Source organism: Pseudomonas sp. zfem002, assembly GCF_032621685.1.
In the GTDB taxonomy this organism is placed as follows: Bacteria; Pseudomonadota; Gammaproteobacteria; order Pseudomonadales; family Pseudomonadaceae; genus Aquipseudomonas; species Aquipseudomonas japonica.
Genome location: NZ_JAVYJH010000013.1, coordinates 43,221 through 66,120 on the forward strand (window position 1 = coordinate 43,221; position 22,900 = coordinate 66,120).

Annotated in this window: 21 protein-coding genes; 11 read left to right on the forward strand and 10 right to left on the reverse strand. The window is 62.3% G+C overall.

Annotation, left to right across the window (positions count from 1 at the left end):
- Positions 1 to 3 precede the first annotated feature (3 nt).
- Positions 4 to 429: a phage tail assembly chaperone gene (locus RTI28_RS16290; RefSeq protein ID WP_316921405.1), complete on the forward strand. Its 426-nt coding sequence runs from the start codon at positions 4 to 6 to the stop codon at positions 427 to 429.
- On the opposite strand, the gene RTI28_RS16295 is transcribed toward RTI28_RS16290, so the two are convergent.
- The 4 genes from RTI28_RS16295 to RTI28_RS16310 all read right to left on the reverse strand — a co-directional run bounded on the left by RTI28_RS16295 (position 388) and on the right by RTI28_RS16310 (position 6,680).
- Positions 388 to 1,731 (reverse strand): DUF1329 domain-containing protein, encoded by a 1,344-nt coding sequence (locus tag RTI28_RS16295; protein ID WP_316921406.1) that lies wholly within the window; start codon positions 1,729 to 1,731, stop codon positions 388 to 390. The genes RTI28_RS16290 and RTI28_RS16295 overlap by 42 nt on opposite strands.
- Before the next feature lie 17 nt (positions 1,732 to 1,748).
- Positions 1,749 to 3,299, reverse strand: coding sequence for a DUF1302 family protein (locus RTI28_RS16300; protein ID WP_316921407.1), 1,551 nt, complete (start codon positions 3,297 to 3,299; stop codon positions 1,749 to 1,751).
- Between the two features lie 61 nt (positions 3,300 to 3,360).
- Positions 3,361 to 5,745 carry an efflux RND transporter permease subunit gene (locus tag RTI28_RS16305; protein ID WP_316921408.1) on the reverse strand — a complete coding sequence of 795 codons (2,385 nt, stop codon included), beginning with the start codon at positions 5,743 to 5,745 and terminating at the stop codon, positions 3,361 to 3,363.
- Positions 5,742 to 6,680 carry a WD40/YVTN/BNR-like repeat-containing protein gene (locus RTI28_RS16310; protein WP_316921409.1) on the reverse strand — a complete coding sequence of 313 codons (939 nt, stop codon included), beginning with the start codon at positions 6,678 to 6,680 and terminating at the stop codon, positions 5,742 to 5,744. The genes RTI28_RS16305 and RTI28_RS16310 overlap by 4 nt, the downstream gene beginning before the upstream one ends.
- 789 nt (positions 6,681 to 7,469) lie before the next feature.
- Between RTI28_RS16310 and RTI28_RS16315 the strand changes: the two genes are divergently transcribed.
- From RTI28_RS16315 to RTI28_RS16335, 5 genes are all read left to right on the forward strand, one after another.
- Positions 7,470 to 8,891, forward strand: coding sequence for a PAAR domain-containing protein (locus RTI28_RS16315; protein ID WP_316921410.1), 1,422 nt, complete (start codon positions 7,470 to 7,472; stop codon positions 8,889 to 8,891).
- Between the two features lie 73 nt (positions 8,892 to 8,964).
- Positions 8,965 to 9,354, forward strand: a complete 390-nt coding sequence (locus RTI28_RS16320) for a hypothetical protein (RefSeq protein ID WP_316921411.1) — start codon at positions 8,965 to 8,967, stop codon at positions 9,352 to 9,354.
- Between the two features lie 803 nt (positions 9,355 to 10,157).
- A complete protein-coding gene (locus RTI28_RS16325; RefSeq protein WP_316921412.1) occupies positions 10,158 to 10,562 on the forward strand; it encodes a hypothetical protein in 405 nt (134 codons plus the stop codon).
- A 60-nt stretch (positions 10,563 to 10,622) separates the two neighbouring features.
- Positions 10,623 to 11,348 (forward strand): hypothetical protein, encoded by a 726-nt coding sequence (locus RTI28_RS16330; protein WP_316921413.1) that lies wholly within the window; start codon positions 10,623 to 10,625, stop codon positions 11,346 to 11,348.
- Positions 11,349 to 11,459: 111 nt separating this feature from the next.
- Positions 11,460 to 11,855: a hypothetical protein gene (locus RTI28_RS16335; RefSeq protein ID WP_316921414.1), complete on the forward strand. Its 396-nt coding sequence runs from the start codon at positions 11,460 to 11,462 to the stop codon at positions 11,853 to 11,855.
- Positions 11,856 to 11,908: 53 nt separating this feature from the next.
- On the opposite strand, the gene RTI28_RS16340 is transcribed toward RTI28_RS16335, so the two are convergent.
- Complete coding sequence (locus tag RTI28_RS16340; RefSeq protein WP_316921415.1) at positions 11,909 to 12,514, reverse strand: LysE family translocator; 606 nt, start codon at positions 12,512 to 12,514, stop codon at positions 11,909 to 11,911.
- 130 nt (positions 12,515 to 12,644) lie between these two features.
- On the opposite strand from RTI28_RS16340, the gene RTI28_RS16345 reads away from it, so the two are divergent.
- Complete coding sequence (locus RTI28_RS16345; RefSeq protein ID WP_316921416.1) at positions 12,645 to 13,514, forward strand: LysR substrate-binding domain-containing protein; 870 nt, start codon at positions 12,645 to 12,647, stop codon at positions 13,512 to 13,514.
- On the opposite strand, the gene RTI28_RS16350 is transcribed toward RTI28_RS16345, so the two are convergent.
- Entirely contained in the window at positions 13,463 to 14,032 is a 570-nt protein-coding gene (locus RTI28_RS16350) for a YcbK family protein (RefSeq protein WP_316921417.1), read from the reverse strand. The two genes, RTI28_RS16345 and RTI28_RS16350, sit on opposite strands and share 52 nt — an antisense overlap.
- A gap of 83 nt (positions 14,033 to 14,115) precedes the next feature.
- On the opposite strand from RTI28_RS16350, the gene RTI28_RS16355 reads away from it, so the two are divergent.
- Positions 14,116 to 15,264: a hypothetical protein gene (locus RTI28_RS16355; protein ID WP_316921418.1), complete on the forward strand. Its 1,149-nt coding sequence runs from the start codon at positions 14,116 to 14,118 to the stop codon at positions 15,262 to 15,264.
- 206 nt (positions 15,265 to 15,470) lie between these two features.
- On the opposite strand, the gene can is transcribed toward RTI28_RS16355, so the two are convergent.
- The 3 genes from can to RTI28_RS16370 form a co-directional block, all read right to left on the reverse strand.
- The gene (gene can / locus RTI28_RS16360; protein ID WP_316921419.1) at positions 15,471 to 16,109 is read right to left on the reverse strand and encodes a carbonate dehydratase; all 639 of its coding nucleotides are present in this window, start codon (positions 16,107 to 16,109) and stop codon (positions 15,471 to 15,473) included.
- Between the two features lie 64 nt (positions 16,110 to 16,173).
- Positions 16,174 to 16,626: a ribosomal protein S18-alanine N-acetyltransferase gene (rimI, locus tag RTI28_RS16365; RefSeq protein ID WP_316921420.1), complete on the reverse strand. Its 453-nt coding sequence runs from the start codon at positions 16,624 to 16,626 to the stop codon at positions 16,174 to 16,176.
- Positions 16,619 to 17,410 (reverse strand): energy transducer TonB, encoded by a 792-nt coding sequence (locus tag RTI28_RS16370; RefSeq protein WP_316921421.1) that lies wholly within the window; start codon positions 17,408 to 17,410, stop codon positions 16,619 to 16,621. Before RTI28_RS16370 ends, rimI begins: the two co-directional genes overlap by 8 nt.
- A 176-nt stretch (positions 17,411 to 17,586) precedes the next feature.
- Between RTI28_RS16370 and mksB the strand changes: the two genes are divergently transcribed.
- Genes mksB through mksF form a run of 3 tightly spaced genes read left to right on the forward strand, consistent with a single transcriptional unit; the run spans position 17,587 to position 22,398 of the window.
- A complete protein-coding gene (mksB, locus tag RTI28_RS16375; protein ID WP_316921422.1) occupies positions 17,587 to 18,876 on the forward strand; it encodes an Mks condensin complex protein MksB in 1,290 nt (429 codons plus the stop codon).
- Positions 18,866 to 19,570 (forward strand): Mks condensin complex protein MksE, encoded by a 705-nt coding sequence (mksE, locus tag RTI28_RS16380; RefSeq protein ID WP_316921423.1) that lies wholly within the window; start codon positions 18,866 to 18,868, stop codon positions 19,568 to 19,570. The genes mksB and mksE overlap by 11 nt, the downstream gene beginning before the upstream one ends.
- Complete coding sequence (gene mksF, locus RTI28_RS16385) at positions 19,567 to 22,398, forward strand: Mks condensin complex protein MksF (protein ID WP_316921424.1); 2,832 nt, start codon at positions 19,567 to 19,569, stop codon at positions 22,396 to 22,398. The genes mksE and mksF overlap by 4 nt, the downstream gene beginning before the upstream one ends.
- Before the next feature lie 33 nt (positions 22,399 to 22,431).
- Here the strand turns inward: mksF and RTI28_RS16390 are convergent, their stop codons facing one another.
- On the reverse strand, positions 22,432 to 22,848 hold the full coding sequence (locus RTI28_RS16390; RefSeq protein WP_316921487.1) for a CreA family protein: 417 nt from the start codon (positions 22,846 to 22,848) through the stop codon (positions 22,432 to 22,434).
- Positions 22,849 to 22,900: the final 52 nt, after the last annotated feature.

Below are 22,900 nucleotides of genomic sequence, written 5' to 3' on the forward strand. Positions count from 1 at the left end.
GTCATGACCCTTTTCTACCACGCTGAAACGCGCAGCTTTTACGACACGGCTGTACACGTAGCCGACAGCATTCCCCCGGCTGCTGTAAAGGTCACGACGGCTCAGAAAAAGAAGCTCCTTGAAGGCGAACGCACAGGTCAAATCATCGTGCTCAACAACCGAGGGGAGCCAGTTCTGGAGGCACTGGAACCCGACCCAGATGCCTCGGCACGGCTAGAGCGCTCTTGGCGTGATAGCGAGATTCAGCGCTTGACCTGGTTACGTGACAGACACAGAGACGAATTGGAGCTTGTGCGCGCTACAACTCTGAGAGCAGAGCAATACACCCAACTCCTGCATTATCTGCAAGCTCTGCGTGATTGGGCACAGGACGAGCAGTTCCCAGATTCAGGTCGTCGCCCTGATGCGCCTGACTGGCTCAATGAGTAGATACATTTGCAATTCTCTTGCACTGCGCGCAAAGAATTGGGATTTCAAATATCTCAACTCAACCGCCGGATTTTTCGCGCGCGGCATCACCTTGGCTCCCTTGCGATTGATGACGAAAGCGGAGACGAAGTTGGTCGAGTGCTGGCGCTTGAAGTCGATCTGCTGGCCCTGGACCGGCAGGATCGCCTTGTAGCCGTCCTCGCCGACGATCGGCTGCTGCTGCATGTGGTGGAAACGCCAGAACTCGCCGCTCTTGTCGTAGATCTCGGCCATCAGCGGGCGGTTGGCCTGCACGTCCACGTAGAGCACCTTCTTGCCGTAGGGGTGGGCGTCCGGCGGCGTACCCTCGAGCACCCAGACCTCGCGCGGCTGCCAGCCCAGCTTGGGATTGGGGTTCCAGTACGGCGGGGTGCTCACGTCCTGCTGCGGGAACGCCGCGGCGTTGTCGCCGCCGACGGTGCCGACGGTCGCCGGGGTGTCGGTGACGGCGAGGATCCAGCGCTTCTCGATCAGCTTGATGCCCTTGTACCAGTTGGGCGGCGAATCCCAGACGTCGATATCGTCGCCGAGCAGGTCAAGCCCGCCCACCGGGTCCATCCAGGCGTTGCCGGAGATGCGCCGCACGCGGCGCACCGACTTCAGGTAGGCCCACACGTCGTCGGCCTTGAAGCCGTCGGCGTAGCGCTTGGTATAGGTACCGATGCCCTTGATGTCCTGCGGCGCCTCGGCGAACAGCAGGGTGTTCTGCAGCATGAAGTCGCTGCCGATGCTGGCCGGGCCGTTGAGCCGGCCGCGGGTGTAGAAGCGGTCCAGGCGGTAGCGCTGGACCCGCTCCACGCCCTTCTTGGCGTCGATGAGGATGTAGTGGAAGTTCTTCATTTCCTGGGAGTCGCCCATGGGCCGTCCGTAGATGAAGTTCCACACGATCTTGTCGCCGGCGTCCGGGTCGTTGCTGTCGATCTTGGGAAAGGGCACGCCCTTCTCCCAGCCCTGCACGGTCCGCGTGGCCTTGTCGAAACCGACCTTGCCGACGTTGGCCGCACTGGCCGCCACGTAGGCCGGGTCGAGGTCCACCGGTCGCGACGGGGCCAGGGTCAGGCCCAGGTTGTAGTTGCGGATCTGCCACTGCACCTTGTCGGTCAGCAGGGTCTTGAGCGGTTTGCCCTCGAAGGTTTCGTTGAGCACCTGGTCGAGGTTGGCCTTGTTCACCAGGGTGCCCGCGGGCAGATCGGCGGCCAGCGCGGTGACGCTGGTGGCCAGCAGGGCGCAGCTCAGCGCCGCGTGTTTGAAGAGGGTTTTCATCGGTCAGCGACTCCGGGTCAGAATTGGCGGGTCAGACGCAGCACGAGCTGGTCATGGTTGTCGAAATAGCCGAACAGGCGGGTGTCGCCCTTGCCCTGGGCATCGCCGCCACCATCACTGCCGCGGCCAGCGGCGTAGAACAGGTCGGCTTCGGCGCGCAGGCGCCAGCTGTCGCCCAGGGCGAACTCCACGGCGGGGATGAGGAAACCGCCCTTGTTGTTCACATCGATGCCGGCGGCCAGCGACGGGTTGATGGTGTCGTTGCGGTAGTTGGTCTGCAGCACGGTGGTGAACAGCATGGTGTCGCGGCGTTTCTTCGCGCCGTAGGCGGCCAGCTCGACCAGGTCGTCGTCGCTGTCGAAGCCGAGCACGCGGGTGTTGAACAGCTGCATGGAGAGGAACGACGGGCGGCTGGTGCCGAGCACGCGGGTCAGGTCCACGGTCTTGTCCATGCGCAGCATGGTGGTCAGGGTGTCCTTGCGTTGCAGGCCGGCGAAGCCCGGCGGCACCGCGCCGCCGAACATCGGGTTCTGGTAGCTGCCCTGGTTGAAGCCCACGCCCTCGGTGTACACCACCTCGGTGGAGAACACCGCGTCCGCCGCCGCCACGTAGGTCGACGCGGTGGCGCCCCACACCGTGATTTCCGGGTGGATCACATCGCCGAGCACACCCTTGGGCGTCTTCTTGTAGGGCGCGAAGCGCGAGTTGACCACCGGATCGCCCTGGTAGGACTTGAGCCAGGCCAGCGAGTAGTTGACGTCACCGGCCAGGCCCGACCAGCGCAGGCCACCGGTGACCTTTTCGTTGTCGCCGGACGGGTGGTCGTAGTCGGTGTCGAGCAGGGAGAAGAAGTCGGTGCCGCGATACGGCTGCGGCGCCCAGCGCCCGCCGTAGAAGTCGACACTGTTGCCGATCGCGTTGTGCGCGTCCCAGCCCGGGCGCACCAGCACCTGCAGGGAGCCGTCCAGCTCGGGCACCTGCACGGTGGTGTTGAACATGATCAGCGGCTTGCGCAGTTCCTCGTTCTCCGGTTCGAGGAAGGAGCGCCAGCGGTAATCGAAGCCGTGGACCACGTCCATGGCGCGGAAGAAGTCGGTCTCGCCCCACACCACCTGCTGCTTGCCGACGCGGAACTTGACCCGGTCGTACTCGTAGTCGAAGTAGAACTCGCGCAGCTCGGCCCGGTCGTACTCGTCCATCAGGTCGCTGCCGCGGCCGCGATAGCCGGTGTTGACCATGGAGCGGTTGATGTCCTGCAGGTCGTCCTGGTAGCCGGTCATCCACTCCTTGTCGAAGCGGCCGATGGCCTTCCAGGTCAACGGCCCGGTCACCGCGTCGGCATCCAGCAGCAGCGAGCCGCGCAGCATGGACAGCTTGCCTTTGTCGTTGCCACGGGTTTCCGGTGCGTTGTTCAGGTTGAACGACGTCCAGCCGCGCAGGTAGCCACCAAGGCTGAAACCGTATTCGTCATTGCCATAGTCCATCGCCTGCGCAGCGGTGGACAAGGCGCCCAGTGGCAGCAGCGCGAGCAGCCAGGTCGGCCGCTTGGCGCGAAGGGTCGATTGCATCCCGATTACCTCTCATTGTTCTTGTTGGATGGCAGTAGTTGTTGCTCTCGCAGGCCGTCGTCTACACGGCGGCCTCGGAGTCACGGGCGCCCAGCTCCTCCTGCGGGTGAGCGGGGGCGAAGATGAAGTCGGGTTTGAACACCAGCGCCAGGGCCGGCATGACGAACAGCGAGGTGAAGGCCGAGACCATCAGCCACAGGCCGATCAGCAGGCCCATCTCGGCCTGGAAGCGCAGGGACGAGTAGCCCCACAGGAGCACCCCGGCGGCCAGGGTGAAGGCGGTCAGCAGCACGCCGCGCCCGGCCGAGCCGATGGCCTGCAGCACCGCTTCCAGGTTGCTGGCCCGCGGGTTCTTCTCCAGGTACTCCTTGATCGAGTCGACGATGTAGAAGGCGTAGTCGACGCCCAGGCCGATCCCCAGGGCGACCACCGGCAGGGTGCTGATGCTCATGCCGATGCCCTGCCAGGACATGAAGGCGAAGGTGACCACGTTGGACACCAGCACCGGGATGATGAAGAAGATGCCGCTGACCGAGGAGCGATAGACCACCAGGCAGCACAGCACCACCACCAGGAAGGCCAGGGCGATGGCTTCGATCTGGTCGCGCAGAAGTACCTCGTTGACCGCCGCGATCACCCCCAGGCCGCCACCGGCCAGTTTCACCTCGGCCTGCTCCAGCGGGTTTTCGGCGATGAACTGCTTGGCGTAGTGCATGGCGTTGCGCAGGGTCTCGCCCTTGTGGTCGCGGAAGAACAGGGTGATGGCGCCGTTCTGGAAGTGACGGTCGGCATACTGCGCCATGTCCTCGGGCGCGGCGCCCTGCAGGTAGAAGTTGATCAGCTCGCCGTTCTCGGTCTGCGAGGCGCCCAGCTCGCGATAGCGCGGGTTGCCCTCGTAGAGATTGCGCCGCACGTCCACCACCAGGTCGGCCAGCGACACGCTGCCGCCGATTTCCGGCTGGCGCTCCATGTAGCGCGAGAAACGCTGCGCCCACGCCAGTACCTCGGGCGTCTTCAGCGCATCCGGGGCATGCCCCTCGATGACCACGAACAGCTGTTCGGAACCCGGGTACAGCTGGTTGATCAGGGCGCTGTCACGGTTGAACGAGGCGTTCTTCCAGAGAATCGGCGAGCCGTCGCTGGCATCGCCGACCTGGATCCGCGACGCCTCGAACAGCAGGCCGGCCAGTGCCGCCAGGCACACCGGCGCCACCAGGTAGCGGGCCCGGGTCGAGACCAGCAGCGACGCGCCGCGCAGCACCGCATCGAGGATGAAGTCGAGCTTGAGCGGGTGCACGAAGCCCTGCGGGCGACGCACCCAGGACAGCATGATCGGGGTCATCACCACCGCCGACACGGCGATGCTCATCACCCACACCGCGCCGATGATCGCCACTTTGTGCAGCAGCGGAATCGGCGTGAGCATCACGCAGAGAATGGCCCCGGCATCGGCGTAGAGCCCGAGCATGCTCGGCCGGAACAGCTCGGCCATGGCCTGCTCGGCGGCGCGCCGCGAGGGCACCTGGCCGTCCACGGCGAGGTCGTCGTAGCGGGTGATCAACTGCACCGAGTGGGAGAAGGCCCGCGCAGTGATGATGAAGGCCACCACCACCACCAGCGGATCCCAGTTGTAGCCGAGCAGTGCGCTGATCCCCAGTGCCCAGATGCCCGAGATGCTCCCGGCCAGCAGCGGCAGCAGGGTGCCGCGCCAGGTCCGGCTGAGCACGAACAGCAGCACCAGCATGGCGCCCAGCGACAGCAGGGAAAGGCTCAGGGTTTCCGGCAGGTAATGGGCGACCCAGCCGTACAGCACCGGCTCGCCGACCAGGTGCAGGCTGACTCGCTCCTTGACCGGCGAGGCGTCGAGAATCGCCTGGATCTGCGGGAAGATCGCCTTGTAGTTGACCAGGTGATCGTAGAAGTCCACCTGGATCAGGGTCGACTTGAACTCGCGATCGACGAACAGGCCATAGACCATGGAGTTGTTGAGGATCGCCTGGCGCAGCTGGCGCAGGTCCTCCGGCGTGGTCGGCACCTCGCTCATCAGCGGCCGGGTCTCGATGCCCTCGCTGGAGGCGTTGACCCGCTTCAGCTTGCGCGAGGCCAGCGAGACGATCTGCTGCGGGTTGACCCCTTCGACCTTGCGCAGCGCGCGACTGATGCGCTGCACCTCGGCGAGGATCTGGCTGTCGATGATGTCGCCCTGGGTGGCCTTGACCAGGATGGTCACCCGATTGCTCGCGGCGAAGCTGTCCTTGTAGGCCTGGTGCACCTGCACGTAGGGGTGGCTGTGGGGAATCATGTCGGCGAAGCGGGTCTGCACGTCGAGGCGGACCAGGCACAGGGCGAAGCCCAGGGTGATCACGGCGACCACCAGGCTGACCGCTACGCGGCGGGCGATGCACCACTCGGCGAAGCGCGTGGCGAAACTCTGCAACTGTTTCATGGCCGTGCTCCTTCACCGATGAGCTGCGGCTGGCCGGCGCTCAGCAGCACCAGTTGCCGGCCCACCAGCAGGTTGCCGCCGGCGAGCGGCAGGATGCGCGTGAGGTAGCCCTTGCTCAGCTCGGCGATGCCCAGGGCGGCATTGGTCCAGGTACCGCTTGGGTCGTCGCTCTGGAAGTAACTGCCGTTGTCACCGACCACCTGCCAGAGCCCGTTGCGCACCACGACGTCGTGCAGGTGGTCGCTGGTGAACGCGGCCAGCGCACGCCAGTCGTCGCCGCCGTTGTCGCTGAGGTAGAGGTGCCCGGTGTTGCCCACGGCGACCCCGGTCTGGCCGTCGAACGCCACTGCGCGCAGGCTCTCGCTGCCCAGTTCCTGGGTGCTCCAGGTCTGCCCGCCATCGCGGCTGCGCAGCAGGCGGCCGAATTCGGCGGCAATCCACAGGTCGTTGCCGACGCCAGGGCGGATGGCGTTGAAGGCGACGTCCTGCGCCTCGCCCATGCGCTCCCAGGTAGTGGCCCCGGGGGCTGCGCGGAACAGCGCGCCCATCTCGCCGACCACCCAGAAGTGGCCATGCAGGAAGGCCACGTCGAGCAGCTTGCCGCCCTCTTCCGCCACCGGCAGCGGCGCGTGGCGCCAGGCTTGCCCCGGCATGCGCAGCCACAGGTCACCCTGGCTGCCGACGGTGACCACCTCGCCGTCCGGCGACACCGCCACGGCCTGCAGGTTGCCGCGGCCGGGTAGCACCTCGCGGCGCCAGGTACCGTCCACGCCATGCAGCACGGCGCCGTCCTGGCCCACCACCCATAGCGAGGTGGCGTCGCCCGCGGCGCCGAAGAACATGTCGCGCGGCTCCACCACCGGCTGCAGCAGTGGCGCGCCATTGCTCGACGGCTCGACGAAAACCGCGGCGTAGGCGAGGCCGGCGATCAGCATCCAGGGCGACAGTTTCGCCAGCCACGGCAGGATCAGGCCTGGCCTTCGGCTGTCTATCGAGACCGCTGAGGGGGCTGCGCGAGCAGCGGACGCTGCGCTTGACCGACTGTCCCCCTCATCGCTGGCAGAGCGGCAGACGATGCAATCGTCGGGAAACGACTCCAGGTTTTGCATACAGGCACCTTCGATTTGTTCTTGTGCGTTTTGCTGATCCTGCCGGGCGAGCGGCATGAGCACGTCCCCCCAGGTCAGGTGGCTGGTGGGGGGCCAAGGGGGCGGGCGAGGAGACACGCGCGAATGCGCGCCTGTGAACACAGGCGGCTGGGCGAGGTGATCGGCGGGAACAGGGGGCACGCCGGCTCGATGGTTCGTTCCTGGACGCAAGCGGGCGCAAAAAAAGGGGGTGTCGGTTCAGGCACCCCCTGGATTCGAATCAGCTCATTGCAACAGGCCTGGCAGTTGCCTGGGAGGCTTCCGACAAGCCGTCTTGAGACCGCGACTACGGCGCCCCGACTTGCCGGCGATGAGGCTAGCAGGGTCCTCACACGATTTATGCCCACCCCCTCTCAAAAAATCCCTACATATCTGTCAGACGCATCCGATGTTTTTCCCAGTCTCAAGCCTTCAGGGTTGCAGGCTCCTAACCGACACGCACCGCTGCTTTTTCATTCCGAAGAAACAGGCGGTGCTTATGAGCAAGGAGCCATGCCAATGCAATGCCTTACCCAACGAATTCCCGACGAAGGCCTCTGGAACAACGTGCGTCTCGGCAAGAGCGAGGACTGAGCCATGACCCGTTCGACAGTCAACGGCCTCGGCCAGGGCCTGCACGGCGACGAAACCACTAGCGGCGCCGTCTGCTACAGCAGCCTGCCCAACTCGACCCAGGGCAACCGCGGCGTACTGCGGGTCGGCGACAAGACCAGCAAATGCCCGCGCTGTGGCCAGCAGGGCACGATCGTCGAGGGTTGGGCAGGGTTCAAGTGGCATGGCGCGCCGACTGCGTTGCATGGTGCACAGGTGCAATGTGGTTGTCCTGCGGGTAGCAATCGACTGATCGCCCAGGACCCGCCGGCGCGTTCCGCCCGGATGGCCAGTCCGGCGGCTGCGGCTACCAGCCATGCAGCGCCCGCCGCCGCGACTGCTCGGAATGCATCACCCGTGGCACCGGCAGCGCCCTTCTCTGCAGAGCAAGACAACGAGCCCGCCGAGCCAGGCTTCTACATCGTGCCGAAATCCATCTCCCGCCAGCAGTTGGTCGCCGAGCTGTTCGGCGATGCGCCTTCGCCGGAGGTGATGCGCAAGTTCAATGGTCTGAACGGCAGCCTGGGCGACGGTATCGTCAAGGCGGGGCAGATGGTAGTGCTTGCTGATCCGCGTAATTACATGTGCATACGGGAAGAAGCTCATTTGATGGCCGCAGCGGAAGAAGTTTCCGTCGCGCTGGCGGATCTGGAGCCGGACGATGCGGACTTCATGGTCAAGTATCGCGGGGAGATTGCTGCAGTTCTTGGTGAAACATCTACATGGGCCGGAGTGACCGCAGCAGTGCTGGAAAAGCACATGAAAGATATAACCAATATATTGATAGAGTACCAAGAGCTCCATCAGGATACCTACCGCACCCATGGACACTTTAAATCCCGAGAATTTCTTGAAAAGCGCAGACAAATACTCGCAAAACTAGACACCGTATTATTCAAGTCCACGCGAATTCGTGGTTTCACCTCACTAGGTGACCATCCTAAGCTGAGAAAATCTTTGAACGTTTCAACAAAAAGCTTAGTACACCACTGGAATAAAGCTGGCGGTCCCGGGCAAATACCAGGCTACTCAAAATATGTAAAGTCAATGGAGAAAGCTACTGCGTATATGAAGACCGGGGGCTACATTGCCATCGGGATTGGAGGGGTATCCTCTGCCCTTCTGATCAAGGAAGCCTGTAAGACAGGCACAAATGAAGAGTGCACAAGAATTGCGTTGACGGAAGGGAATAAGTTCACGTTCTCCGCTCTCGGCGGATTAGCTGCTGGGCACGCTGCCTCTAGCCTGAAGCTCTGTCTGGGCCGGGGCCAGAAACCATCAATCGCGGGTTATGCAGTATGTACAGTAACTGTAGTTGGTGGATCTTCTTGGCTGGGCGCTTATGGTGGCGGGCACCTTGGCAACGTAATTGGAGAATCCATTCACGATCACTTTCTCCGCGACTGAACTAAATCCGGGACCTATTGAATCGAGAATTTTTATGCTCAGGACGGGCCGCACTTACTTAGGAGACACTGAATTGGTCGAGTTGAAATACTGGCACACCATGGGCATCATGTTCATGGGATTAGGTTTTGTCATTTCATTCGCCATCGCCTTTGGGCACTCAGCATACATAGTAAAAAAACATTTCACCGAGATACTTTCCTCGGTAAAAAGCAGCCCAGCCTTACATTCAAATTTAAAGACACAAGCCTTAATGGGTTTTTCAAGAAAAATATACGCAATACGTGAGCTTCAAAGCGCATTATCCAGCCCAAGACTACTATCCAGTGAATACCTATCACTTCGCGACATCGAAGAGTTCCCGCCGCACTTATTAAAACTGCTAACCATAGACAATTTTCTATTTAATGTAATGCTGCTGTTTTTTCTAGGAGGAATCTCACTAATCCCTATTATTCCCTGATCATAGACCGTCCTGTAAAATTGGCCTCACTTATATCACAGAAAACTTCAGGCGTGAACAGAGGCCGCTTGAGGCAGCGCACTACCATTTATAAAGTTGAGCAAAGCCAAGATCTATCACGAAACTCTTTAATCGAGACCAATGTATTTTCAGGAAAACGATACGTGACCACTTTCTCCGTGTTCGACTTTAACTCATGGTCTTTTGAGTGGAAACTTTTTTCATGCTCGGGCTGGGTAGTGCTGATCATGATAAATTTTTTCTTTCGATCTTACATACAAAAATTTCATCTCAGAAAAATGATATTGGCCCTCGGCAGCAGCCCTATCATCATGAAGATAGCACCTGCTCTGGAAAGCCAAGGCTACATCACACAAAGAGCACTACTAAAATTCGTATATGGAAGTATTAGATATGCTCCAAAGATGATCGCCCTGGGATACGTCTCGGCTCAGGACATTGAACGATTCCCACGACATCTTAAAATACTTATATACACACAGCACACGATTACAGTCCTTTCCATCACATGGATCACGACTGTACTCACCATCACTCTTGCAGTAGACCTCATGGGTTAACGGCAGCAACATGCTAAATAATCTTGAAGAATGGTATCCTCACGCGAGCCTGATAGCATCACTGTTTGTTTTCGTATCTTTCTCCACAAGCATTCCACACAACATATACATAACGAAGAAGTACTTCAATGGTCACCATGAAATTCCGCGACTCCCCATAACTCCCACTACGGGCTGGGGTGGCGAAGAGTTCGGAGAACTTATTTACAGGACAGACCTCATATGAATATCACCGACATGAGCACTTGGCCTCATGAAGCGGCACTTCTATTTGTCGGTAGCGGCTTCTTGTTTCTATTCATAAACATTGGCATGCAGATGTATATCAGCAAAAAATATCTGCCAACACTCATGACAGCATTGTCAAACAGCCCTTATGCCCTGTCGCTGAGCAAACACAGTAAACCCTACAGGTCAAAGTCTCTTACATTTGGACTTCTGGCCGGGCTGGTATTATTTAAAAATGCCTCGGTTCGTGCAGGCGACCTCTGCGCAAAGGATGTAAAAAATTTCCCTAGAAAACTTGAGCGCATCATCAAGCTTGAATTTTCCCTTTCACTGATAGCCATCACCGGGATGGTCGTGATCGGAATCCTGTCAAAGATCAAGAGTGAAAACTCCTTTTAGCTTCCTTCAGCCAATACCCCTCCAGCCTTGAAGGGGTATCTTCAGTTGGTGCCCTGGCAAATGAACATCTGGATAGAGACAACATTACTAGCACTTATCCTAGCGATCCCAGCCTTGTGGGCTGTTGCATTTGCGCATCGGATACACATCACACACAAACACCTTGACGAAATGATAGCCTCGATAAAAAGCAGTCCAGAACTGAGTTCCACCATCAAGGCCTACACATTGACGGGCTTCTCAAGGAAAATATTCATTCCAGGCCTACTGCATAGCTCACTGTCAAAAAGCAGGTTCGCCTCAATCGGCTTCATATCACATGCTGACGTTGAGAACTTTCCTGCTCATTTGAAAAAAATCCTGTCCAGAGACAATCTTCTACACAAGATCAGCTGGATATGGGCACTGGGTGTTTTTTTGCTACTGACAATAAAAGATTTGCCTGAGCTCTCCCCATCAGGCGTATTGCAATACGCTGGCATTCATAATCTCAGCTCCATCACTGATGTTAAAACATGGTCGAATGGTGTATGGCTTTGTATTATTGGTCTCGGGTTCCTGATGCTGTTCGCCACGCTCAGAGTAACTGACAGATTTGAGAAGACACACCACAGGGAAATTTTCGAAGAGATCTACCTGAAAACCGAACAGCGCAGCGACACGCACAAAAAGCTGTTACCACGCCACATCAGAAAATGGATGACTCTGGAACGCTTCCTTATGAGTTTCTCTATCGCCTGGATAGCAATATCCATGGCATCAAGGGAATATTTTTTAAATCGATAGTCCGCCACATGCACACTTGCGTCAGGTCGTGCCCCCTGACCTTGGGACGGGGGCAAGCCGGCCGCTCAACGCTCATTACCCAAGAGCGATATTTCCAATCGAGAAACAAGCATGATTGATATGGCAACGTGGTCAAAAGGTATGTGGCTCTGCATGATCGGCTTTGGCGTTCTCATGCTGATGGCAGCCATAAAATACACTAACAAAATCGAAGAAACCTATCACCGCACGCTGTTCAAGTTAATGAAAAACAGCCCCTACATCATCATTTCCGAGCACCTCATCGAAACCGGAACAAAAAGCAGAAAGAAAAAAATCCGATCAGCCTTAAACCATATCCTACTCTTTCCCGAGCCATTTTTTGAGGATGGGCGCATCTGCAAGAATGATATGGAAAACATTCAGCCCATCATGAAAAAGTTCATAAAAACACAACGACTGATACTTGTTTTCCCATTCGCATGGATCGTCGCCTTTACCGTTGCCATGAAAATATATGTGGATTGAAGAGGCTGGTGTACACCTGCCTTATCAAGCCGACACAGATAGTTGCAATCCGCTCAACGCACACTGGCGAATAACACCGTCACGCCGAGCCCAAGCAGGGCCACGCCGATCATCCGGTCCACCACGCGCTGTCGCTCGATCATGACCCGGCGCAACGGCGCGCTGGAAAAACACAGCGCGACGATGCAGAACCAGACCCCGTGCGCCAGCGACATGAACACCCCGTAGCCGAACTGCTGGACCAGCGAACTGCCCGGCTGCACCACCTGGGTGTAGGCGCTGATCACGAACAGCAGGGTCTTTGGATTCAGCGCATTGGTCAGGAAGCCCGAGAGAAAGGTGCCCTTTCGCGCCCCGTCATCGCCGTCCAGCGACAGCTGGGTGGTATTGGTCAACGAGCTGTAGCCGAGGTAGATCAGGTAACCGGCGCCGAGCACTTTCATCGCCAGGAACAACGCCGGCGAATGCTGCACCAGCACCGACACCCCGAGCACCGTGTACAGCACATGCACCTGCACCCCGCAGGCGATGCCGAGGGCGGCGAGCAGACCGCTGCGCCGGCCATGGGCGTAGCTGGCCCGGGTGACCATGGCGAAGTCGGGCCCCGGGCTGATGACCGCCAGTACGGTGAACAGGGCGACGGCGAGGAGTTCGTTCAAGGCAGGCTTCCTTCTTCTGATGCGCTACGAAACAGCGCGGAGAGTGGTGAAGGTCTCCATTATCGAAAGCCTGACCGCAAGGGAAAAAGCGATTTATAGTGCGGCAAATCCGCTAGTTTTCCTCACAGATATGAAACTGCCAGCCCTCACCGCCTTTCGCTATTTCGATGTCGCCGCGCGCACCGAGAGTTTCGTCCGCGCCGCCGAACTGCTGCATGTCACCCATGGCGCGGTCAGTCGCCAGGTGCGCCTGCTGGAAGCCTCGCTGGGGGTGGAGCTGTTCGAGCGACGCAACCGCGCGATCTTCCTCACCGCCGCCGGTCGCAACCTGCTCGCCACCACCCAGTCGGTGTTCGAGCAACTGCAAGGCACGGTGTCGCGGCTGCAGCAGCAGACGCGGGAGAACGTGCTGGTGCTGTCCTGCGAACCGACCCTGGCGATGAAATGGCTGATCCCGCGCCTGGCGGATTTCCAGGCCCGGCATGCGGATATCCAGGTCCATCTGCTGGCGGCCGGCGGGCCGCTGGATTTCGTCCGCAGCGGAGTCGACCTGGCCCTGCGGCGTGACGATTTCCAGTGGGAGGACGGTTTGCAGGTACAGAAGGTCTGCGAGGAATGGGTCGGGCCGGTGGCCAGTCCCGCGCTCGGCCTGCCGGCCAAGGGCTTCGCCGGCCAGTGCCTGCTGCACAGCGCCACCCGGCCAGGCGCCTGGGCGACCTGGCTGCGTCTGCACGAGCAGACCGAACGGGGCAGCGAACGGGCCGACTACGAGCATTTCTACCTGTGCATCCAGGCGGCGGTGGCGGGGCTTGGGGTGGCCATGGCGTCGCGGCTGATGGTGGGTGACGAACTGGCCAGCGGGCAACTGGTCGCGCCCCATGGTTTCATCCGCGACGGCTCGGCGTATGTGCTGTTGTGTCCGCAGGCGCTGGCGACGTCGCAGAAGTGTCAGCGCTTCAGCGAGTGGGTCATCGAGCAGGCCTCGCCCCAGGTGCGATAGCCCGCGGTATCGATATGGATCCGTCCCGAGGGATAGCGACCGAGGCCCATGTTCCAGACCTTGCCGTAGGCCTGCCAGAAACGGCACAGCGTCTGCGCCTCGCTGCCCCTCGCCAGCAGCAGGTCGACGGCGAAGGCGCGCATGTGGGCACTGCCCGGCGCCCCGCCGGCACAGCGATTGAGCACTGGATCGCGGTAGGCCGACACCACCTCGTAGGGGCCGAGCACGCGCTCGTCAGCCAGCAGGTCGAGCAGGCGCAAGGTGCTGCGCACGCTCGCCCACTGCGCCTGCGGCGCCACCGCGAACGGCTCGGCCCGGCACTGTCGCCAGTCACTGGCCGAGCGCAGCAGCTGATGCAACGGCACCACGCCATACAGCCGGGCCTGCACCAGCATGTCGCGGAAGGCGCGGGTGTCGTGGGTGCCGGTCCATTGCGCGAACGCCCACAGATCGCGCTCGTCGGCCTGGACCGCGGTACTGGCCAGCAGCGTCGCCAACAGCAGGTTGCATCCGTTCATCCGCCCTCTTCCCACAGGCATGGCAAGTCCTCCAGTATGGCGTGCCTCCCATCCGCGGGGAGCTACCTGACAAGGAGTTAAGCATGCACAAGATTGCACCGATTGCCCTCGGCCTGATCGCTCTCGGCGTCGCCGGCCAGGCACTGGCTGACACCCGGGTGGAACTCGGCAACCAGGAACGGGTAACCCGGCTGTTCGCCTACCCCAACAACTGCAACGTGATCTGCTTTCGCAACTGGACGCTGGAGCAGACCGTCGAGCACTACCTGACCCAGAGCGTCCAGCGCGACGGCTATCCCGCCGCGACGGTCAAGGTGCTGCGCGACAACGACAAGTACTACGCCGACATCGCTGGCGTACCGAGCGATTACCAGAAACCCCTGAACGCCCTGCTCGACACCGGTGAACTGGCCTACAACGGCGCACAGAAACTCAACGGCGACGGCAAGTGGGCCTACAACTGGTACCTGTTCCTGCCGCTGGGCATGGCCCTGGAGAATCGCCGCAGCATCGAACTGCTGCACTTCCCGCCGGACTACTCGCTGACCCAGGCCCAGGACTACCTGCGCTCCAACACCACCGATCGCTGGGCCAGCCTGCTGACCTTCAACGGCATCCCCGCGGAAAAGACCCCGGCCTACCAGACCATCGTCGACATCGCCCCGATCGCCGCCCCGGCCAGCGCCGGCAAGGACCTGGAGGGTGTGTACAGCTACTTCCAGGACTACCAGGTGCGCATGGTCAAGGAAGTGACCGTGACCTCGAACGGTGCCTCGCTGCCGATGGTGGCGTTCGGCTCGCCGGTGCGCAGCTGGATCAAGCAGCAGTACGGCGCGGACCTGAAGGTGCTGGGCCTGGCGACCATCAGCCCGACGCCAGGGCAGAAGGTGCCGGTGCTCGGCGCCAACCACCCGAGCGCGATCTGGTACGCGGCGGACAAGGACAGCTATGACGGCGACGAAGACAAGGCCGATGCCGCGGGCCTGAAGATGATGGGCCAGGACCTCAGCGCGGCGTGCTGGCAGGCGGGGGTGGGCAGCAATCCGAAGGCCGATCCGCAGGCGACCCTGAATGCCTGTACGCAGAAGTGGCAGGTGACGGCGAAGAAGCAGACCTGCGAACTGTTCTACCGGACCATTCGCAACATGACCCCGGAGCAGGCCAGCGCCAAGTGCAATACCGGGACGGTGACCCGCAGCCTGCGCAATCTGCAGAAGCCAGCGGAAATCTGAAGCCCCCGCGAAGAACCCGTAGGAACGCGGCTTACCCGCGCAGGACCCCGTAGGAGCGTGGCTTGCCCGCGAAGGACCGCGTCAGCGGTCCCGACAGCAGTGAGGTCCGGGACCGCTGCGCGGTCCTTCGCGGGCAAGCCACGCTCCTACGGGATCCTTCGTGGGCGAGCCTCGCTCCTACGGGGCGCCCGCTCCGGAGATTCGCTTCAGTCCTGCGGCCGCAACCGATACTGCGGCGGCAACTGCGCCAGCCCGCTGATGGTCACGTCCAGACTCTTCCAGCGCCCGTCCTTGATCCCGTAGATGCAGCCATGCACCGACAGCTCCTGGCCACGATGCCAGGCGTTCTGCACGATGGTGGTATGGCCGACGTTGGCCACCTGCTGGATCACGTTCAGCTCGCACAGACGGTCGACCCGCTCTTCCTCGGTCGGCAGCTTCGACAGTTCCACACGATGCTCGTAGTAGATGTCGCGAATCGCCCGCAGCCAGCCATCGATCAGGCCGAACTGGCGATCCTGCATGGACGCCCGCACCCCGCCGCAACCATAGTGCCCGGTCACCAGGATATGGCGGACCTTGAGCACGTCCACCGCGTACTGGATCACCGACAGGCAGTTGAGGTCGGTGTGCAGCACCACGTTGGCCACGTTGCGATGGACGAACAGGTCGCCCGGCAGCATGCCGACGATCTCGTTGGCCGGCACCCGCGCGTCGGAGCAGCCGATCCAGAGGAATTCAGGGGTCTGCTGGCGCGCCAGCTTGGCGAAGAAATCCGGGTCGCGCTGCTTGATGGCGTCGGCCCAGCGTTCGTTGTTGTCGATCAGTTCCTGCAGGTCGTGCATGGTCAAGCCTCATGAAATGATGCTTCGTTATGACAGGCGACGACCCGACAAGGTCACGCCACGCTCATTCGATCAGGGTGCAGGCCATCACCAGCGCGTCCTCGCGCCCACCCGCCGCCGGGTAGTAGTCGCGGCGCCGGCCCACTTCGTTGAAACCGTAGCGCTCGTACAGGCGATAGGCCGACTGGTTGCTGGCGCGCACTTCGAGGAAACACTCGCGGCCGTTCAGTTCGTAGGCGCGCTTCATCAACTGCTCCAGCAGGCGCAGGCCCAGGCCGCGGCCCTGGCTTTCCGGCTTGACGGTGATGTTGAGCAGGTGCGCTTCGTCGATGATCACGTTGATCACGCCGTGGCCGACCTGCTGCTCGCCTTCGAACATCAGCCAGATTTCGTAGCTCTTCAGACCGTCGAGGAAGATCCCGCGGGTCCAGGGATGGCTGAAGGCGGCGTATTCGATCTTCAGCACGGCATCCAGATCCGCCTCGGTCATCCGGCGAAAACTGACGGTGTCACTCATTGCTTGGCTTCCAGCGCGCCATCAGCCGGCGCATGGCTTTCCAGACGTCCGCCTTGCGCTGCGGCTCGTCCATCAACACTTCGAGACCGGGCAGGGCCCAGGCGGTGCCCAGGCCCTGAACCGAAAATTCCTGGTAATACGCATCCTCGTCGCGCTCGCCGGCATGACGGATGGCCGGCAGGCCGATCAGCCACAGGCAGGCGACCGGCTCGCGCTCCAGCTGGACCTGGGTAAAGCCCTGGACGAAGTCCCGCGCGCCGTCAGGCCCCTGGTCGAGGCTGCCCTTGCCGAGCAACGGCCAGCGCACCGGCTCGCCGATGATCTGCGGGCTTTCCGGCAGGCCAGCGGCGCGCAGCATGTCCTTGAGCAGCAGATAGGACGGGTCGCGACTCTGGAATGGCTGGCCGGTGGCCAGTTCCACCAGCAGCAGGCAACTGCCGGCGCGCAGCAGTTGCAGGGCGAAACGCGGCGGTGGCGGCGCCACGACACGGACCACGGCGGGCTTGTCTTCCTCGCTTTCCACCGGCTTGCTGGCCGCCTTGGGCGTGGTCCCCGGGCGCGGAATCTCGATCTTCGGCCGCTCCGCCGGTCTGGCCGGCGGCGGCGTGGCACTGGTGGGCGCGGCCGGGGCCGGCTGGATCACGGGCGCTGCGTCCGGCAACGGCTCGAGCGGCAGCAGCAGTTCCGGGCGCGACGGCGCGGCGAACGGCAGTTCGGTACGCGGCAGCCAGGGCACCACTTGCATGGCGTTCAGGTAAGCGCGGCGGCGGGACTCGGTGAGCAAGGCGTTCGGCCATCTGTGGATAAGTCGGGGCGACATTCTAACGCCGTTGCGCGTCCGGCGCCGCTGCCGATCGGCACAAATCCGGCGGACAACCCCGGCAAACGATCAAGGGTGAAACCATTCCCGTTCAATGCAGTACAATCCGGCGTTTTATTTGGCAGCGAGTCGACCCGCCAATGATCGAACCGAAACGTGTCCTGCGGGCCCTGGCCGAGCACTGGAACCTGCTGGAACCTTTGTCAGAGCGTTTTGACGGCGGCACCCTGAGCCTGGGCGAACTGCGCCAGCAACTGGCCGCCCAGCAGCTGGAAAGCACGCCGCAGGACATCACCGCCCTGCTCGACGTGTGGATCCGCCTGGACATCCTGGTCCCGGTGGCGAAAAGCCCGAACCGCTTCGAGCTGAACGCGCAGATCCACGATTTCCTCGCCTACCTGCGCCGCGAGCACCGCCTCGGCCTGTGCCTGGAGATCGAGGCCTACCTGCGCCACCTGGAGCGCCTGGCCGGGCATATCCAGGACGCCTTCGACATTCGCGACGGTCACGACCTGGCGCGCCAGCTGCGCCTGCTCGACATGCGCGTGCGCGACGTGCTGAAGAAGCTCGACAACGACGAACAGGCCTTGGTCGGCGTGGCCGAGCGGGCCAAGACCAGCGACCGGCAGATTCCCCTGCGCCAGCGCTATGCCGAAGTCCTGGCGACCTGGGACGAGTACGTCGAGCCGATGATCCAGCTGGTCAACGCCGACGGCGCCTTCGAACAGGGCGTGCGCAAGGTCGAGACCGTGCTCCTGCGCCTGCTCAGCGAACAGGCGCGGCTCGGTCAGCTGGTCGACAACGACATGCTCCTGCGCACCCACGCGCGCATCCTGGAAATGCAGACCAGCGCCCAGCTGACCCTGCGCCACGCCCGCGAACTGCTCCTGCCGCTGCGCGAGGAAGCGCGCCGGCACAACGCCGTGACCCGCGGCGCCGCCCTCGCCCTCTCGGTGATCCGGCGCAAGGGCATCGATGCCGTGCCGCAGGCGGCCATGCCGCTGTTCACCCGCCCGCAGAGCACCTTCCTCGGCAGCGCCAGCCAGGTCGAGGCCTACGTCTACGCCCTGGCCCGCTTCGAACCGAAACCGGCGCGCTTCCCCAAGGCGCACAAGACCCACAAGGGCGAACCGAGCCGCGCCCCGCGCACGGTCAAGGAAATGCTCGAGCGCTGCGAAGACGCCCTGCCGCTGCCGGACCTGATGGTCTGGCTGCTGGAGCAGGAGCCAGAAGGCGCCACCGACGAGCTGCTGTACTGGTTCTCGCGCCTGTCGCGGGAAAAACGCTTCACCCGCGAACGCCTCGAACGCCGCGACTACACCACCCGCGAACACCTGGTGAGCCTGCGCTCCTTCGCCCTGACATCCAGCCGCGAAGCGTCGCCCGAATCTTCGCCCGAACCTGCTGCGAGCCCTACCCATGCATCTTGATCTTTCCGAACTGTCCCAGCTCGCACCGATCTTCCGCGAGCTGTTCAAGGGCTTCCACATCAGCCGGCGCGATCCGGAGCTGTACGCCCAGTTGTCGAACTTCCAGGACCAGTACCGCGGCCTGTTCAAGGCCCTGGGCTTCGAGCTGGTGTGCGATACCCGCGGCTTCTACTACTTCGTTCCCGAGCAGGCCGCGGCCCAGGTCAACAAGACCGCGCAGCGCCTGTCGCTGTTCACCTTCATCCTCGTCGAGCACCTGGCCGACCAGGGCCGCGACCCGATGTCGGTGCTCGACGGCGGCAGCATCGGCCGCGACGAACTGCCATCGATGCTCGACAAGTACCGCGACCTGTTCCTCCAGGCCGAGGTGCAGACCCCGGACGAGCTGGAAGAGAAGATCATGCGGCGCATGACCCAGCTCGGCTTCGCCCATGAAGAGAACGGTATCTACCGTTTCCTGCCGCCGATGCACCGCTTCCTCGATGTCTGCCTGTCGGTCCAGCAGGACCGCGACCTGGCCGCCAGCCTGCACAGCAACCTGCCGCTGCCGACGCCGGTGCTGGTAGTCGAGGAAACCCCGGAAGAGCTGAATCACACCGACGATCCGCTGGACCTCGCGCCATTCGCCGAGGAAAGCGAAGAAGAGGCCCTGGCCCGGGCCATCGCCGAAGAGCAACAGGAGATTGACGCATGAGCCAGGAACGCTACGGCATCCGCCGCTTCGCACTGCTCAACACCGCCGGCTACAGCCTCGGCCTGTTCCCCCTGGAACACCCGCTGTCGGTCTACGGTGCCAACAACCTGGGCAAGAGTGCCTCGATCAACGCCTTGCAGTTCCCCATCCTGGCGCGCATGTCGGACATGAGCTTCGGCAAGTACAGCCTGGAGCAGTCGCGGCGCTTCTACTTCGCCAGCGACACCAGCTACATCCTCTGTGAAGTCAACCTGCCCCATGGCCCCCACGTTATCGGCGTGGTCGGTCGCGGCCCGGGCGGCGGCTTCGGCCACCAGTTCTTCGCCTATGCCGGCGAACTGGACTTGGCCCATTACCAGAAGAACGACACCTGCCTGCGCCAGAAGGAGCTGTTCGCCAACCTCGAGCGCAACGGCCTGAAGGCCTACGAACTGAAACCGGACGAACTGCGCCGCCTGCTGGTCGGCGGCCACACCTCGATCCCGCTGGACCTGACCCTGATCCCGCTGCGCTCCACCAGCGAGCAGAGCCTGAAGACCTTCCGCGCCCTGTTCATCAACCTGCTGCACATGCGCGAGATCACCGCGGCCAAGCTCAAGCAGCTGTTCCTCGACGCCTTCGAGCACAGCCTGCGTTCGGGCAGCGTCGACTACATCGCCGCCTGCGACGAAGCCTTCCGCGACGTGCGCCGGATGGAGCAGGACTACAACTCGCTGGTCGCCGCCGGCCCGCTGGTCGAGGCCCTGGCCAACGGCGTGGCGCAGCGCGACATCCTGCGCGGCAAGCTGCACCGCCTGTCGCCGCTGCTCGATTCGCTGCTCGGCACCTGGCAGGACTACGCCAGCGCGCGCAAGGAAGAGCTGGTGATCCAGTCCGAGCACTACCGTGGCGAACAGGACGCGCTGCAGAACGACCAGCGCAACGGCACCCAGGAGCTGATGCGCCTGGAGCGCGAGATCAGCGGCATCCAGCGCTGGCTCGGCGAGCTGTCGGTGCTGAAGAACCGCTTTGCCCTGGTCGATGACGTCAAGGTGCTGGAGCAGCAACTGCTGGCGGCCAAGGACGCCCACGACGAACTGGCCGGTGCCCTGGCCCAGTCGCGGCAGTTCAGCGCCGAGGATCTGGAAGAGCGTCTGCGCGACCTGGAAAAACGCCTGAAGTCGGTCAGGCAGCAGCTCGACCACGCCGACAACAACAGCTACGCCCGTCTGCGCGAGGAGTTCTCGCAGCAGGACGTCGAGCGCCTGATGCGCCTGTTCAACGGCGCGCTGTTCAGCCTGCCGCTGGGCGAGCGCGGCATCGAGCTGGACGAGAGCGATGTCTGGATCAAGACCCTGGAAGCGCTGCTGGATGGCTTCAAGGGCGAGCGTTTCGAAGTGCCCGGGCTGTCCATCGACCTCTCGCATATCGAGCCGCCGGCCCTGCAGGCCCTGGCCGACCGTGCCGCCCTGCGCGACCAGAAGGAACGCCTGGAGAAGGAGCTCAAGCAGCTCAAGACCCAGCAGTCGGTGGCTGCCGACCGCGCCGCGAGCAAGACCCAGACCGAAGCGCTGTACCAGCAGGTACTGGACGCCCAGAAAGCCCTGGAAGACTTCCGCCGCAGCCAGACCCTGAGCGCCGAGGAAGGCGACAAGCTGGAACAGCTGGCCCAGCTGGAAGCCGCGCAGGACGAACTCAAGCGCTCCAGCGACGCCTTCACCGAGCGCGTCCAGCAGCTCTCCGCCAAGCTGCAACTGGTCGGCCGGCAGATCGCCGACATGGAAGCCAAGCAGCGCACCCTCGACGACGCCCTGCGCCGTCGCCAGCTGCTGCCGGCGGACCTGCCGTTCGGCACGCCGTTCATGGAGCCGGTGGACGACTCCATGGACAACCTGCTGCCGCTGCTCAACGACTACCAGGACAGCTGGCAGGGCCTGCTGCGCGTCGACAACCAGATCGAGGCGCTGTACGCCCAGGTGCGCCTGAAAGGCGTGGCCAAGTTCGACAGCGAAGACGATATGGAGCGTCGCCTGCAACTGCTGATCAACGCCTACGCGCACCGCACCGACGAAGCCCTGACCCTGGGCAAGGCACGCCGCGCGGCGGTCACCGACATCGCCCGGACCCTGCGCAACATCCGCAGCGACTACGACAGCCTCGAACACCAGCTGGCCCTGTTCAACCGCGAGATCAACCGGCGCCAGGTGTCCAACCTGGAGAGCTTCCGCATCGTTCTCGCGCCGAACAAGGAAGCGCTCAAGCACATCGACCAGATCATCCACAGCGCCGGCCAGTACGAGGAAGGCGAGACCCTGTCGGTGTTCGACCTGAGCCAGAGCGCCGAGCAGGACAACAAGAACGAGGAAGCCAAGGAATACCTGGCACGCCTGGTCGCGGCCAACCACAACCAGCTGGGCCTGAAGGACCTGTTCGAACTGGCGTTCGAGATCACCAAGGTCAACGGCCAGCCGGTGATCCACACCGACATCGACGGCGCCGCGTCCAACGGCACCACCATGACCATCAAGGCGCTGACCAACATGTACCTGTTGCTGCACCTGATGGACCGCGACCTGGCCGGCCGCGTGCGCCTGCCGTACTACCTCGACGAGGCGGCGGACATCGACGAACGCAACCAGGCCGCGCTGCTGGAAACCAGCCTGCAACTGGGCTTCGTGCCGATCCTGGCGAGCGTGAAGCCGCAGGTGTCGGCGCGGGTGGCGATCGATCTGGAAGGTGGTAGCGGGCCGAACGGGATCTACATCGACGAGGCGGACTGGAAGTACATCAGTCGGCTGGATGTGGAGAAGGCGGTGGTTCGGGAAGAGACTGAAGAGGCTTCAGCCTGATAGACAAGTGCTCCCACAGAGTCCGTAGTGAGTCTAGTTTTGCGACCAGGGCAGGATCGGAATCGCCGTCACCGCATTCTGCGGGCTGCCCTCGATCAGGCGGTCGCTGTACACCAGGTACACCAGGGTATTGCGCTTCTGGTCGAGGAAGCGCACCACCTGCATGGTCTTGAACACCAGCGAGGTGCGTTCCTTGAACACTTCCTCGCCATCCTTGAGCTGCCCGCTGAACTTGATCGGCCCGACCTGACGGCAGGCGATGGACGCCTCGGCACGGTCCTCGGCCAGCCCCAGCCCGCCCTTCACCCCGCCGGTCTTGGCCCGCGACAGGTAGCAGGTCACGCCCTCGACCTTGGGATCGTCGAAGGCTTCGACGACGATCTTGTCGTTCGGCCCGAGGACCTTGAACACCGTGGATACCTCACCCACCACTTCCGCCGAAGCCAGCATCGGCAACGCCAGCAAGGCGGCGGCAAACAGTCCCTTGAACACTCGATCTTCT

Coding starts and splice junctions, on each gene's coding strand:
- RTI28_RS16330 (WP_316921413.1), top strand. CDS start 10,623: ATGAACATCTGGATAGAGACAACATTACTAGCACTTATCCTAGCGATC.
- RTI28_RS16305 (WP_316921408.1), bottom strand. CDS start 5,745: ATGAAACAGTTGCAGAGTTTCGCCACGCGCTTCGCCGAGTGGTGCATC.
- RTI28_RS16345 (WP_316921416.1), top strand. CDS start 12,645: ATGAAACTGCCAGCCCTCACCGCCTTTCGCTATTTCGATGTCGCCGCG.
- mksE (WP_316921423.1), top strand. CDS start 18,866: ATGCATCTTGATCTTTCCGAACTGTCCCAGCTCGCACCGATCTTCCGC.
- RTI28_RS16315 (WP_316921410.1), top strand. CDS start 7,470: ATGACCCGTTCGACAGTCAACGGCCTCGGCCAGGGCCTGCACGGCGAC.
- RTI28_RS16300 (WP_316921407.1), bottom strand. CDS start 3,299: ATGCAATCGACCCTTCGCGCCAAGCGGCCGACCTGGCTGCTCGCGCTG.
- RTI28_RS16335 (WP_316921414.1), top strand. CDS start 11,460: ATGATTGATATGGCAACGTGGTCAAAAGGTATGTGGCTCTGCATGATC.
- mksF (WP_316921424.1), top strand. CDS start 19,567: ATGAGCCAGGAACGCTACGGCATCCGCCGCTTCGCACTGCTCAACACC.
- RTI28_RS16290 (WP_316921405.1), top strand. CDS start 4: ATGACCCTTTTCTACCACGCTGAAACGCGCAGCTTTTACGACACGGCT.
- RTI28_RS16350 (WP_316921417.1), bottom strand. CDS start 14,032: ATGAACGGATGCAACCTGCTGTTGGCGACGCTGCTGGCCAGTACCGCG.
- RTI28_RS16390 (WP_316921487.1), bottom strand. CDS start 22,848: ATGCTGGCTTCGGCGGAAGTGGTGGGTGAGGTATCCACGGTGTTCAAG.
- RTI28_RS16310 (WP_316921409.1), bottom strand. CDS start 6,680: ATGCTGATCGCCGGCCTCGCCTACGCCGCGGTTTTCGTCGAGCCGTCG.
- rimI (WP_316921420.1), bottom strand. CDS start 16,626: ATGAGTGACACCGTCAGTTTTCGCCGGATGACCGAGGCGGATCTGGAT.
- RTI28_RS16325 (WP_316921412.1), top strand. CDS start 10,158: ATGAATATCACCGACATGAGCACTTGGCCTCATGAAGCGGCACTTCTA.
- RTI28_RS16355 (WP_316921418.1), top strand. CDS start 14,116: ATGCACAAGATTGCACCGATTGCCCTCGGCCTGATCGCTCTCGGCGTC.
- RTI28_RS16295 (WP_316921406.1), bottom strand. CDS start 1,731: ATGAAAACCCTCTTCAAACACGCGGCGCTGAGCTGCGCCCTGCTGGCC.
- mksB (WP_316921422.1), top strand. CDS start 17,587: ATGATCGAACCGAAACGTGTCCTGCGGGCCCTGGCCGAGCACTGGAAC.
- can (WP_316921419.1), bottom strand. CDS start 16,109: ATGCACGACCTGCAGGAACTGATCGACAACAACGAACGCTGGGCCGAC.